Origin of the sequence: Streptomyces himastatinicus ATCC 53653 (assembly GCF_000158915.1) — a bacterium.
Taxonomy (GTDB): domain Bacteria; phylum Actinomycetota; class Actinomycetes; order Streptomycetales; family Streptomycetaceae; genus Streptomyces; species Streptomyces himastatinicus.
In genome coordinates this window covers 8,249,481-8,262,365 of sequence record NZ_GG657754.1, presented here as the reverse complement: position 1 = coordinate 8,262,365, position 12,885 = coordinate 8,249,481, and the positions used below count along the sequence as shown (strand labels likewise).

The following is a 12,885-nucleotide window of genomic DNA, read 5'->3' as shown; positions in this document are numbered from 1 at the left end:
GGTGCCCTCGTAGTCGACGTAGTGCAGCTTGTCGCGGTCGACGTAGCGACCGGTGGCGGTGTCGTGTATCTCCGCGTCGTCCTCCCAGCTGTCCCACAGCCGGGCGGAGACGTCGGCCACCTCGCCCGCCTCCGCCCAGAGTTCGGCGGCGGGGGCGGCGGGGCGGCGGCCGATCAGCCGCGCCTCCGCCTCGGTGGCCGACACCTCGACGGTCCAGCCCGCCCGGCCGCGGCTCACCCAGTCCAGGGTGGCCACGGCGGACGAGACGTGGAACGGCTCGGTGTGGGTGGTGGTGACGGTCGGCACCAGGCCGATCCGCTCGGTGGCGGGCGCGACGCGCGCCAGGACGGCGAGCGCGTCGAGCCTGCCCTGCCCGTCCCCCGGCGGGCCGAGCGTGTCGTCCAGGGTGACGAAGTCGAGCGTGCCGCCCTCGGCGAGGCGCGCCAGCTCGATGTAGTACGGCGCCTCGTACTGGCCGACGCCGCCGACGGCGGCGGCCAGATGCAGGGGGCCGGTCGGTGTGGCCATGGTCAGGGGCCCTTCTCGGTCGGTGAGCCGGTCAGCTCGTGGGCAGGCCGCGCGGGTTGATCTCGGACTTCTTCACGGCCTCGCTGGCGAGCCCCCAGCGCTTCAGGACCCGGGCGTACGAACCGTCCTGGATGATGTGGTCGATGGCGGCGGCGTACGCGTCGACCAGCCCGCTGCCCTTCTTGGTGGTGGCCGCGATCTTGCCCTGCACCAGGTCGCCGCCGCCGGAGAGCGTGCCGACGATCTTGGTCTGCCCGGCCGAGGCCACGTGGTAGGCGGCGGTGGGGTGGGGGCCGAGATAGGCGTCGATGCGCCCGGACTGGAGGGCGAGGTAGTAGTCGGTGTCCTTCTGGAAGTACTTGATGTCCACGGGCTTGCGGCCCGCCTTCTCGTTCTCCTTGCTCCAGTCGACGAGGATCTTCTCCTGGTTGGTGCCGGAGGAGACGGAGATGGTCTTGCCCGCGACGTCCTTGGGGCCCTTGATCCGCCACGAGGTGCCCTTCTTGGCCTCGAAGGCGAGGTTGTCCAGCCGGTAGGTCGCGAAGTCGTACTTCTCCTTGCGCTCCTCGGTGACGGTGACGTTGGAGAAGACGGCGTCGAACTTGGAGCTGTCCAGGCCGACGAAGAGGTTCTCCCAGGAGACCGCCTCGAACGCGACCTTGAGCCCGAGGGTGTCGGCGACCAGGGTGGCGAGGTCGATCTCGACGCCGATCCGGGTCTTGTCGTCGGTCGCGTAGAAGCCGAGCGGCGGCGAGGCGTCGGCGCTGCCGCCGAGGCGCAGCGTGCCGCGGCGGCGGATCGCCTCGGGCACCTTGGCCGCGATCGCGTCGACCTTCTTGCCTCTGATCCGGTGCTGCCGCGGGCTGACGTTGAAACCGGCGCCCTTCTTGCCGTCGGCGCCCACCGTCTGCTGGGCGTCGCCGTCGCCGCAGGCGCTGAGCAGGGCGGTGGCGGGGACCGCGGCGAGGGCGGCGAGGAGGGTGCGGCGGCTGGTCACGGGGGTGCTCCTTGTGTGCGTGGAGGTGTGCGTGGAGGTGTGCATGGGGTGGTTCACAGGACCTTGGAGAGGAACGCCTTGGTGCGTTCGTGCCGGGGATGGTCGAGCACCTCGGTGGGCGTCCCCTGCTCGACGATCCGGCCCTCGTCCATGAAGACGACGGTGTCGGCGACCTCGCGGGCGAAGCCGATCTCATGGGTGACGACGATCATCGTGGTGCCCTGGTCGGCCAGGTCCTTGATGACGTCCAGGACCTCACCGACCAGCTCGGGGTCGAGGGCGGAGGTCGGCTCGTCGAACAGCAGCAGCTCGGGCTCCAGGGCGAGCGCGCGGGCGATGGCCACCCGCTGCTGCTGCCCGCCGGAGAGCTGCCGGGGGTACGCGGACGCCTTGTCCTCGAGCCCGACCCGGGCGAGCAGCCGTTCCGCGCTCTCCACCGCCTGCTTCCTGGGGCGGCGCAGGGCGGACACCGGGGCCTCGATGATGTTTTCCAGCACGGTGAGGTGCGGGAAGAGGTTGAAATTCTGGAAGACGAAGCCGATCCGGGTGCGCTGTTTGAGGATGTCGCGCTCGCGCAGCTCGTACAGCTTGTCGTTGCGCCTGCGGTAGCCGACCAGCGAACCGGCGACGCTGATCCAGCCGCTGTCGACCTTCTCCAGGTGGTTGATGGTGCGCAGCAGCGTGGACTTGCCGGAGCCGGACGGCCCGAGGACGACGGCCACCTCTCCGGTGCTCACCTCCAGATCGATGCCGCGCAGCACCTCCAGCGACCCGAAGTTCTTGTGGACGGAGCGGATGTCGACCATGGCGGTCATCGGGTGGCTCCCCGGGAGAAGTGGCGCTCGACGTAGTACTGGGCGATCGAGAGCAGCGTGGTCAGGATGATGTACCAGACGGTCGCGACCATCAGGAGCGGCACGACGCGGCCGTTGCGCCCGTAGATGACCTGCGTCTGGTAGAAGAGTTCGCCGATCGCCATGACGGAGACGATCGAGGTGCCCTTGAAGAGGGAGATGACCTCGTTGGCGGCGTTCGGCAGGATCGAGCGCATCGCCTGCGGCAGCACGATGCGGCGCAGTTGCCGCAGCCGGGGGATGCCGAGGGCGGCGGCCGCCTCCAGCTGTCCGGTGTCGACGGCGAGGACGCCGCCGCGCACGATCTCGGCCGCGTACGCCGCCTGGTGCAGGGCGAGTCCGAGGACGGCCGCGCTCATCGCGCCGACGAGTCCGGCGGTGTCGAAGGAGAAGAAGCCGGGCCCGAACGGGATGCCGAAATCGAGCTTCTTGTAGAGATAGGTGAGGTTGAACCAGAAGAGCAGCTGGACGATGAGCGGGATCGAGCGGAACGCCCAGATGTAGGTGAAGGCGACCGACTTCAGGAACGGGCTCCTGGACAGCCGCATGAAGGCGAGCACGATGCCGAGGGCGAAGCCGAGCGCGGTGCCGTAGAACGTCAGCTGGAGGGTGATCCAGACGGCCTTGAGGATCGTCTCGGTGGCGAAGAAGTCGGCGAAGACCTCCCATTCCCAGCCGGGGTTGGTGATCAGTCCGTGCGCGAACTGGGCGACCAGGACGGCCGTCGCGGCGACGGCGACCCAGCGCCAGGGGTTGCGTACGGGGACCACCTTCAGCGCGGAGTAGTCCTCGGGAGCGGCCCGTTCGGGCGCTTCTTTGGTGGGTGGATCGGAGGTCAGAGACACGGGTGTCCTTAGGGGAAGCGGGGTTTTCAGGCGGGGTACGAGGTCAGACGGCGAGCGAGGCGCGACAGGACAGGTCGCGCAGGCTCAGCAGCAGGGCGCGGGCGGTCGCGTCGTTCTGTCGGAACGCGGGGGCGTTGGTACGGGGCCGGGCGAAGGCGCCGGAGGAGCGGCCGTCGGTGTGCGGGCCGAGCGCGAAGCGGCGCGGGTGGGGGTGTCCGGCCCGGTCCAGGATCCGGCCGTCGTCCGGGCTGACGGCGAGCAGCCCCGCGGCGGTGGCGGCCGCGCCGTCCCGGTGGAGGGCGCGCAGCAGGGCGTCGCGGGAGCGGGCCACGGTCGGCTCCGGCAGCCGGGCCTCGACCAGGGCGCGGGCCTCGACCTGGCTCCCGGGAACGCTCGCGCCGCCCGCCCGGAACACCCGCGCTCCGGGTCGGTTTCCACGGTCATCCCGGCGCCGAGGAACCCGGACGACCCCGGCGCGGGAGAGCGCGAGGAGCTGTTCCAGGCGCGGTCCGGGCGGACCGGAGGCGAGATAGCTGAAGAAGCCGTGCCACCAGCCGCCCGTCGCCGAGGTCGCCGAGCCGGGTGAGCTGGAAGTAGACGGAGAGCAGGCCGAGGAAGACGGCCAGGTCGGTGCTGTGCGCGGGGTCGTGGCGGCGGACGAGATCGGCCTCGATGTAGCCGCGCAGCCCCTCCTGGAGGGCGTCATGGCCGGCGAAGCGCAGCCCGTCGAGCGGATGGTCGAGGGCGTCGAGGTCGAGCCGGTCGGCCGGATCGGGGACGGCGGCGGCCACCAGGGCGTGCAGTTCGGCGCTGCCGGGCGGGCAGGCGGCGTACGTCTCCTCGAAGTCGGCCCAGTCGGCGGCCGTGCGCTCAGGGTGGACGGTGAACAGCCGGTGGTAGTGGGCGAATCCGAGTTCCTTGTCGATCAGTGGCCGGATGTCGCGCCGGAAGTCGGGCCGTGTGGGGCGCCGCAGCAGCGCCTCGACCTGGGCGGGGCCGAAGAAGCGGGGTACGGGCGGCCGTTCGCCGGACAGCTGGTAGCCGATCTTGGCGTGGTACGGGACGCCGCGGCGCGAGCCGACGCACAGCACGGGTTCGCGCCCGGAGGGCCGGTAGACCGGCTCCCCGGCGGGCCCGCGGTCGTACCGTCCGCCGCGTCCCTCGGTGAGCAGCACCATCAGGTCGACGAAGGCGAGGCCGAAGCCGCGGACGATGACCGGCTCGCCGGGCCGCAACCGGCTCAGATCGCTGTCGGCGGTGTACTCGGGCGGCAGGTGCACGAGCTGGTGCTCGGCGGCGAAGGCGGACAGCGCCCGCTGCTCGGGGCCGAGCTCGGCGTCGAGATGGCCGAGGGCGAGGACCACGGCGTCTGCGACGAGCGGTTCGGCGCGCCCTTCCAGCCACACCCGCTGGCGTCCGTCGCGCGGTCCGGTGACCCGTACGGCGCGGTACGGGTGCTCCTGGACGGTGACCCCGGGCGGCAGGGCGGCCACCGACCGCTCGTACACCCAGCGCAGATAGGCGCTGTTCAGCCGCCGGGTGGCGAAGCTCCGGCCGGTCAGCGACGTGGCCTCGGCGACGACCTCGGGCGGCAGGGCGGCCAGTTCACCGGCGGGCAGCGCCCCGCGGCGGACGCGGTCGGCCCACTCGGAGAGGGAGGGGCCGGGGCGGACCGGGCCGTCCCGTTCCACCGACTCGTCGGTGAACATGGTGATGTCCTCGGCCATGGAGTTCATCCACAGCAGCGGGGACTGGTCGGGGCGCCAGACGCGGCCGCCGCCGGGCGGATGCGGGTCGACCAGGTGCAGGGTGAACGGAGCTCCGTCGCCGTACAGTTCCGGCGCGTTGGCGGCGATCCGCTCCACGAGCCCGGCGGCGCGCGGGCCCGCGCCGACGATGACGACGGCGTGCGGTGATGGGGAAGCGAGGTCCGGGGTGGCGGACATGCGAAGGCTCCGTGAGTTCGTAAAGGAACACACGCATTGCCTGCACACACGGAAAGCCGAGCCCCTCAGCACGACTGACGCCGAGGTTAAGGCGTCTCCACGGCCCGTTGTCAAGGCTGTCCGAATCGTGAGCGTCGCGTCTCACCGCGGTTGACGCGGAAGCGGAAGGCTGCTCCACTTACCCCATGTACTCATGGCAGCGACTGGTCACGCGCGACCACATCGACTTCGGTCGGGTGTGGTCGTCGTCCTGTTCGGGCTGACCCGCCCGCCTCCGCTGCCCCTGGGCTCTTGAGGCTTCGCCTGCCCGCCGGTGCCTTCCGGTGTGGCCGTTACGTCCGCGTCGTCACGCGCCTCCACACACGCTTCAGCGCTCCCCCTCCCCTCGCACGTCCTGTTCCGGGGCGTCCCGTTCCGGGACGTCGACTAGCAGCCGCAATCGCAGCCGCAGTCACAACCGTCACAGCAGTTGCTACAGCAGTCGCAACCGTCACAGCAGTTACCGCAGCAATCACAACAGTCCGCACAGTCACTGCACTTCTGGCACCAGCCCTCGCGCGGCTCCCCCGACCACGGGTCGTGGTACGGGTCCCGGCAGCACACCTGGCAGGTGCAGAAGAGCCCGGCCCACACCGCGCACCCGGCTATCAGCCCGCGCCGCCTGCCCCGGTCCGGCGGCTCGGGCGGCGTTCCGCCGGGACCGCCGGGGGCGTCGGGCCCCTGCGGGGTGAACCACGGCGACTGCGGCGGCGGCGCGCCCTGGGACGACTCCGGGGCGTCCGCGGCCTGCCCGGTGTCCCCGATGTCCCCGGTGTGCGTACAGGAGGTGGTGCCGAACGCCCGGTCCACCGCGCGCGGCAGCTCGTGCGCCAGCAGCACATGGGCCAGCCCGCCGGACCGCTTGCAGGCGAATTCCACGTCATCGAGCGCCAGCCGCACCCCGTGCGCCGCGTCGTCGCACAGCCGGCGCACCTCGGCGAGATCGGCGCCGGTGGCCGTGATCGGGTTCCAGGCACCCGTCTCGGCGTCCTCGACCAGGTCCTCGACCGCGTCCAGCAGATGCGCGAGCCTGCCGAAGAGCCTCCCCGCCTCCTCCAGCGGCGCCCGGTTGCCGGGCTTCCCGGCCAGCACCGCGGTGTGGCCGAAGGCCGCGGCGGTCGCGGTCTCGGTCGGCTCCGTGACCGTCAGCAGCGAGGTACCGGCCCCCGCCAGCTCCTCGATCTCCTGCTGCCGCCCGACCGCGTCCAGCAGCACGGCCGTGTCGAAGCCGATCTCGGCACCGCTGCGGGCACCCGCCCGGTCCCACCGCCCGGCCACCCGGCGGGCGGCCGCGGCGACCGGACGGCGGGCCAACGCCCCGTCGCCGTCCGCCACATGGTCCCGTACCTTCGCGGAGGCCAGCACCAGCGAGACGGTCGCCGCGAGCCGGGCGCCCTCCCCCTGCGCCACCGACGCGGTGCGCATCCCGCGCAGCGGACACGGCCCCGCGGTGCGCCGCCAGCCGTCGGAGCGACCGGCCTGAGCCTCCACCAGAACCGATATGACCAGCCCGTCGTAGTTGGTGGCGACGCGGGCGAACTGACCGTGCTCACCGCGCAGCGCGAGGCACAACCCGCACAGATGCGCCATCCATTCCGTCCGCAGGTTTTGCGACAGCCGGTGCCGACAAGGCCGGATAATGCCAAACAAAACTGTCCCCGTTCACCCGTACGTCCCCGGTGTCACCCGTCCGGCCTGCGGAGTCTACCCAGCGCACCGTCAGCCCCCTTCATCAGGTGCGACCCTGATATGGCGCCAAACGTTGTGCACCGGTAACGTCACAAATCCGCTGTGCGGCCGCAATCCACGTGGCACATCATCCGCATCATGGACGACCATAGAGGGGCGGACAGTACACACCGTTAAGAGGAGAGGAGGCGTCCATGGGATCGGTGCGCAAGGCGAGCGCTTGGCTTGGCCTCGTCGACGACAGCGATGACGAGCGCTACTACGACGACGACTACGCCGAGGGACCCGAGCCCGGCGACTCCTGGGTGACCGACCCGCGGGTGCGGGTGGCCGACCAGGCCGCACAGGACCAGGGCACGCGGATCGCGACGGTCACCCCGGACGGGTTCCGGGACGCCCGCGGAATCGGTGAGATGTTCCGGGAGGGCATTCCGGTCATCGTCAACCTGACGACGATGGAGTCCGCCGACGCCAAGCGCGTGGTGGACTTCGCCGCCGGACTGACGTTCGGGCTCCGCGGCTCCATCGAGCGCGTCGCCAACCGCGTCTTCCTCCTCACCCCCGCCGACTACCAGATCGTCAGCGGGGAGCCCAGCCGGGGAATCGGCGGCTTCTTCAACCAGAGCTGAGCTCGGCGGGGCCGCTCACCGGAAGCCTTCTCAACGGAAGGCATCCAGACCGGTGAGCGCCTTGCCGAGCACCAGTTGATGCATTTCGACGGTGCCCTCGTAGGTGAGCACCGATTCCAGATTCGTCGCGTGCCGCATCACCGGGTACTCCAGGGAGATCCCGTTGGCGCCCAGGATGGTCCGGGCCGTGCGGCAGATCTCGATCGCCTCGCGCACATTGTTCAGCTTGCCGAAGCTGACCTGCTCCGGCCGCAGCCGCCCCGCGTCCATCCGCCGCCCCAGATGATGGGCGAGCAGCACGCCCTTGTGCAGTTCCACCGCCATGTCGGCGAGCTTGGCCTGGGTGAGCTGGAAGCCCCCGATGGGCCGCCCGAACTGCTCCCGGGTGCGGGCGTACTCCAGCGCCGACGTGAAGGAGGCGCGCGCAGCGCCCAGTGCGCCCCAGATGATGCCGTAGCGCGCGTGGCTCAGACAGCTCAGCGGTCCGCGCAGCCCGGTGACCTCGGGCAGTACGGCGTCGGCGGGCAGCCGCACCTCGTCCAGGACGAGTTCGCTGGTGACCGAGGCGCGCAGCGACCACTTGTGCTTGATCTCGGGGGCGGAGAAGCCGGGTGCGTCGGTGGGGACGACGAAGCCGCGGATGCCGTCGTCGGTGTGGGCCCACACCACCGCGACCCCGGCCACCGAGCCATTGGTGATCCACATCTTACGGCCGGTCAGCACCCAGTCCGTGCCGTCCCGCTTGGCGTACGTGCGCATACCGGCCGGGTCGGAGCCATGGTCCGGCTCGGTCAGCCCGAAGCAGCCGATGACCTCGCCGGAGGCCATCCGCGGCAGCCACTGCTGCTTCTGCTCCTCGGAACCGAAGCGGTGGATGGCGTACATGGCGAGCGAGCCCTGCACCGAGACCAGGGAGCGGATACCGGAGTCGGCGGCCTCCAGCTCCAGACAGGCCAGCCCGTACTGGACGGCGCTGGCGCCCGCGCAGCCGTAGCCGGTGAGGGACATGCCGAGCGCGCCGAGGGAGCCGAGTTCGCGGGTCAGCTCCCGGATGCCGGGCAGTTCGCCGCGCTCGTACCAGTCGGCGATATGGGGCAGGACGCGGTCGGCGGCCCACTGCCGCACGGTGGTCCGTACCGCCAGGTCCTCCGGCTCCAGCAGGTCGTCGATGCCCAGCGGGTCGTCGGGGTCGAACGGCGGCAGGGTGCCAGCGGACATGGGTAGCGACCTCCGGTTCGGTGTGGCTTCCGGCCGCTGACGCTACGGCCGGGTAACGCCTGCCGTCCAGACCGTGTGGATCAGCCGGGTGCCGCGCCCATCGGGCGGCCCGGTCAGCTCCGGGACTCGGCGCCGACGACGGCGGCCGGTCTCGGCGCGGCGGGTTCTCCGCCAGCTCCGCGGCGTCGGGGGCGTCCGTGGTGCAGGGAGCGTCCGCGGCCCCGGCGGGACACGTGCCGTCCTCCGTGTCGTCCTCGTCGGGGGGCGCGCACTCCATGGTCTTCGGCAGCCGCAGCGCGGCCAGCGCGCCCATCAGCAGCAGCCCGGCGCTGACCGCGAGCGTCACATGCAGTCCGTGGACGAAGGACGCGCGGGCCGCGGCCATCAGCGCGGCCCCGGACTTCCCGCCGAGCTGGCCGGAGACCTCGTACGCGGCGCCCAGCGACTGGCTCGCGTCGGCGCTGGCCTTGCCGGGCACCCCGGCCACGGAGGAGACGCCCGGCTTGTAGGCGGCGTTCATGACGCTGCCCAGGAGGGCTATGCCGATACCGGCGCCGAGCTGGTAGGAGGTCTCGCCGATGGCGGCAGCGCCGCCCGCCGACTTGGCGGACGCCTCGTTGAGCATGGACTCGTACGCGCTGAACAGCGTGGTCTCCAGGCCGAAGCCCAGGACGAGGAAGCCGCCCACGAGCACCGCGGGCTGGTCGGACTGGCCCATGGTGATCAGCGACAGGACACCGACCGCGGTGAGCACGAAGCCGAGCCCCACCATCATGCGGGGGCCGAGCCGCTGGAGCATCCGGGAGCCGACGAGCCCGGCGGCCATGGCGGCGAAGGTGAGGGGCAGCAGCCTCAGCCCGGTCTCCAGCGGGGTGAGCCCGAGGACGAGCTGGAGGTACTGCGCGGCTATCAGCTCCAGGCCGACGAGCGCGAGCAGGGCGACCACGATGCAGCCGACGGAGATCGAGAAGGCGGGCCGGGCGAACAGCTTGAGGTCGACCAGCGGATGCGTACGGGCCCGCTGGCGGCGGACGAAGAGCACCAGCACCGCCAGCCCGACCAGCACCGGGGTGGCGGTGACGGCGTCCAGCAGCCCCGTGCCGCTGCCCATCCGCTTCACCCCGAAGACGAGGCAGAACAGCCCGCCTGCGGCCATGAGCGCGCCCAGCACGTCCCAGGGGCCGTCCCGGTCGCCGGTGGACTCCGGGAGCAGCCAGCGGCCGACGGGCAGCGCCACGGCCATCAGCGGGAGGTTGACCAGGAAGACCGAGCCCCACCAGAAGTTCTCGACCAGGAAGCCGCCGAGCAGCGGGCCGACCGCGGCGCCGACCGCGGCGACCGCGCTCCAGATGCCGATGGCCAGGGCCCGCTCCCGGCGGTCAGGGAAGACCTGGCGCAGGATCGACAGCGTCGCGGGCATGATCATCGCGCCGCCGACGCCCAGCAGGGCGCGGGCCACGATGAGGATTTGCGGGGTGGCGGCGAAGGCGGCCAGCGCCGAGGCGGCACCGAAGAAGGCATAGCCGAGCAGCAGCACCCGGCGGCGGCCGACCCGGTCGCCGAGGGTGCCGAAGAGGATCAGCAGCGAGGCGCAGACCAGTGGGTACGCGTCCACGATCCACAGCAGCTCGATCGCGCCGGGCCGCAGGTCCTCGGTCACGGCCGGAACCGCGACGTGCAGCACGGTCGCGTCCACGGCGACGAGCAGCAGGCTGACGCAGAGCACGAGGAGAACGACCCAGCGGTTCGCGCCGCCGCCCGCCTCGGTACCGAGCCATTGCCGGGGAACGGCCGCCGTCCGCCGAGTGCGGGCCGTGGTCGTCCCGGACATGTACGCACCTCCCTGGTCTTGCGCTCGCGTCGTGCCGGGACGGGACGAACGTCACTTCGTAGGGACGTGCGGCGGCCCGGCGGCGTAGACACGAGTGGAGAGGTCAGGGTACGCGAGTCGCCGCGCGAGGCGTGTGCCGCAGGTCATGTTATGGGCATCGCCGCAGGCCAGGGCGGTGGAGTACGTTCCGCCGTTCCCCTTTTGTGCCCTGTCCGTCTTCCGTCCGTCTCCCGTACGCCGTCAGGCCGCCGGTCGGCCCCCGGCCGTCCTCCCCCCGTCCGTCGGCTGTTCGTCCGCCGGTTGTCCACAGGCCCGGGCGGGCCCCGGAAACATCCCCGATAATCGTCGCCGTGACTGATCTCGCCCAAGCCGATACCGCGCCGCCCGGCGCCGGGCGGCCGGGCGGCGTGGCCCTCGCCGCGCTGCGCCGGGCCGCCCCGGCGCTGCTGCTGTATGCCGGGACGCGCGTGCTCGGCCTCGTGGTTCTCGCCGTCTGGGGGGCGGCTGCGGGCAAGAGTGCGCACCAGCTCCTCTCGGCCCGCTGGGACTCGCTCTGGTACGCCCGCATCGCCGAGGAGGGATACGGCTACACGATCCATCTGGCCGATGGGTCGGTCCACTCCAACCTGGCGTTCTTCCCGCTGCTCCCCTGGCTGGAGCGCGGCATATCGGCCGTGACACCGCTGAGCGTGCCGGACGCGGGGCTGGCCGTGAGTTCGATCACCTCGCTGCTGGCCGCGTGGGGGATCTTCGCGGTCGGCGATCTGGTGTACGGGCGCCGGGTGGGGATCACGCTGACGGTGCTGTGGGGCGTGCTGCCGGTCGGGATCGTGCAGTCGATGGCGTATTCGGAGTCGCTCTTCACCGCGCTGGCCGCCTGGTCGGTCTATGCGGTGCTGACCCGGCGCTGGGTGTGGGCGGGGGTCCTCGCGGCGCTCGCGGGGCTCACCCGGCCGGTGGGCGCCGCGGTGGTCGCCGCGGTGTGGATCACGGCGGCGGTGGAGCTGCTGCCCGGAGGGCGGTGGCGCCAGGCGCTACGTCAGGACTGGCGCGTGCTGGCCGGGATGGCGATCGCGCCGCTGGGCTGGCTGGGCTATGTGACCTGGGTGGGGATACGGACCGACAGCCTCACCGGCTACTTCGACGTCCAGAACGGCTGGGGAAACGGGTTCGACGGCGGACTGGCCTTCGCGGCCTTCATCGGCGGGCTGTTGGTGCATCCGCCGTTCGTGGCCGGAATCGCGCTGCTCCTCGCCGTGGCCGCGCTGCTCTGGCTGTATGTGTCCTGCATACGGCAGAGCCAGCCGCTGCCGCTGCTGGTGTACGGCGGCGCGGTGCTCGTCCTCGCGCTGGCCGCCAAGGGGTACTTCGGCTCGAAGCCGCGGCTGCTCATACCCGCCTTCCCGGTGCTGATCCCGCTCGCGATCGCCCTGGCCCGGCTGCGTCCGGCGCGCACCGCGCTGGTCCTTGGCTCGGTGGGGCTGGCCTCCGCGGCGTACGCGGCATGGTGGTTGCACGGCTCGGGACCGCCGTGATCCGGCCATCCGGCCCGGCCGGGCGGCGGCCCGCCGGAGGCGGCGGCGGGAGCCCGTCTGTCGCCCCGGCGACACACCGGGAAACAGTGAGGAACGCCACGGCCAATCGCCGATAAACACCCCTGTAAGAAATCCATAAAGAGATCGCTCTTCGCTGATAGGAAGGCCAGCGCACAAATGTGCCGGGGCCTCGTGCATTCCTTGGAAAGGGGAGGCCAAAAGCCGACCGACGAGACGCACCCCACATCACATCGTCATCACAAAGCGACCTGATCGACTGAACCCCCCTGTCACGCAATGTAACGTCGATTAGGTGCGTACCGAAGACAAGCTCCTCAAGGAGGAGCGACCTACCGATCTCGCGCGGCGCGATCCCGCGCGACCGCGGATGACCCGAACACGCTTCTGGCTGCTCGGAACCACGCTCGCGGTCTATGCCGCGACCGTGATCGGCGTGCTCACCACCTCGTGGCTGGTGAGGTTCGACTGGCAGGTCATGCTCTTCCGGCCCTACAAGCAGTGGCCGGAGTTCCACATGTTCCTGGACTACTTCGTCGTGATGGGCCAGCGCGGACCCACCGCGGTGGCGGTCGCCGCCTGGCTGGGGTGGTGCTGCTACAAGCAGCGCACCCTGCGCCCGGGGCTGGTGCTGGGCACCTCGCTGCTGCTGCTGAACGCCACCGTGGGCGCCGTGAAAATCGGCTTCGGCCGACTCGGTCCGCACTACGCGACGAGCGTCGGCTCCAGTGAGATGTGGCGCACCGGCGATATATT

General features: G+C 71.4%; 10 protein-coding genes and 2 pseudogenes. 3 read left to right on the top strand and 9 right to left on the bottom strand.

The features are described 5' to 3' along the window. The 7 genes from SSOG_RS35295 to SSOG_RS35270 form a co-directional block, all read right to left on the bottom strand. Positions 1–528 (bottom strand): LLM class flavin-dependent oxidoreductase (locus SSOG_RS35295; protein WP_039942219.1); only part of this gene is annotated, 528 nt, incomplete at its 3' end. Between the two features lie 31 nt (positions 529–559). After that, complete coding sequence (locus SSOG_RS35290; RefSeq protein WP_009719055.1) at positions 560–1,525, bottom strand: ABC transporter substrate-binding protein; 966 nt, start codon at positions 1,523–1,525, stop codon at positions 560–562. A 53-nt stretch (positions 1,526–1,578) separates the two neighbouring features. Then, positions 1,579–2,331 (bottom strand): amino acid ABC transporter ATP-binding protein, encoded by a 753-nt coding sequence (locus SSOG_RS35285; protein WP_167542598.1) that lies wholly within the window; start codon positions 2,329–2,331, stop codon positions 1,579–1,581. A gap of 5 nt (positions 2,332–2,336) precedes the next feature. After that, on the bottom strand, positions 2,337–3,224 hold the full coding sequence (locus SSOG_RS35280) for an amino acid ABC transporter permease (RefSeq protein WP_039939412.1): 888 nt from the start codon (positions 3,222–3,224) through the stop codon (positions 2,337–2,339). 43 nt (positions 3,225–3,267) lie between these two features. Next, on the bottom strand, positions 3,268–3,639 hold the full coding sequence (locus tag SSOG_RS58600) for a hypothetical protein (RefSeq protein ID WP_425385441.1): 372 nt from the start codon (positions 3,637–3,639) through the stop codon (positions 3,268–3,270). Between the two features lie 25 nt (positions 3,640–3,664). Continuing rightward, complete coding sequence (locus tag SSOG_RS35275) at positions 3,665–5,170, bottom strand: FAD/NAD(P)-binding protein (protein WP_009719052.1); 1,506 nt, start codon at positions 5,168–5,170, stop codon at positions 3,665–3,667. A gap of 426 nt (positions 5,171–5,596) precedes the next feature. Further along, entirely contained in the window at positions 5,597–6,859 is a 1,263-nt protein-coding gene (locus tag SSOG_RS35270; RefSeq protein ID WP_078510478.1) for a DUF5685 family protein, read from the bottom strand. 233 nt (positions 6,860–7,092) lie between these two features. Here SSOG_RS35270 and SSOG_RS35265 point away from each other — a divergent pair, with 233 nt between their 5' ends. Further along, positions 7,093–7,527, top strand: coding sequence for a cell division protein SepF (locus tag SSOG_RS35265; RefSeq protein WP_009719050.1), 435 nt, complete (start codon positions 7,093–7,095; stop codon positions 7,525–7,527). A gap of 30 nt (positions 7,528–7,557) precedes the next feature. Here SSOG_RS35265 and SSOG_RS35260 read toward each other — a convergent pair whose 3' ends face one another. Beyond that, a complete protein-coding gene (locus tag SSOG_RS35260) occupies positions 7,558–8,745 on the bottom strand; it encodes an acyl-CoA dehydrogenase family protein (protein WP_039939411.1) in 1,188 nt (395 codons plus the stop codon). A gap of 268 nt (positions 8,746–9,013) precedes the next feature. Next, positions 9,014–10,576, bottom strand: a pseudogene (locus tag SSOG_RS35255) (MFS transporter); the annotation flags it as partial. A gap of 350 nt (positions 10,577–10,926) precedes the next feature. On the opposite strand from SSOG_RS35255, the gene SSOG_RS35250 reads away from it, so the two are divergent. Together SSOG_RS35250 and SSOG_RS35245 are read left to right on the top strand one after the other, a co-directional pair. Then, positions 10,927–12,111 carry a membrane protein gene (locus SSOG_RS35250; RefSeq protein ID WP_039939410.1) on the top strand — a complete coding sequence of 395 codons (1,185 nt, stop codon included), beginning with the start codon at positions 10,927–10,929 and terminating at the stop codon, positions 12,109–12,111. 313 nt (positions 12,112–12,424) lie between these two features. Next, a pseudogene (locus SSOG_RS35245) lies at positions 12,425–12,885 on the top strand (phosphatase PAP2 family protein); the annotation flags it as partial.

Coding starts and splice junctions, on each gene's coding strand:
- SSOG_RS35265 (WP_009719050.1), top strand. CDS start 7,093: ATGGGATCGGTGCGCAAGGCGAGCGCTTGGCTTGGCCTCGTCGACGAC.
- SSOG_RS35285 (WP_167542598.1), bottom strand. CDS start 2,331: ATGGTCGACATCCGCTCCGTCCACAAGAACTTCGGGTCGCTGGAGGTG.
- SSOG_RS35275 (WP_009719052.1), bottom strand. CDS start 5,170: ATGTCCGCCACCCCGGACCTCGCTTCCCCATCACCGCACGCCGTCGTC.
- SSOG_RS35260 (WP_039939411.1), bottom strand. CDS start 8,745: ATGTCCGCTGGCACCCTGCCGCCGTTCGACCCCGACGACCCGCTGGGC.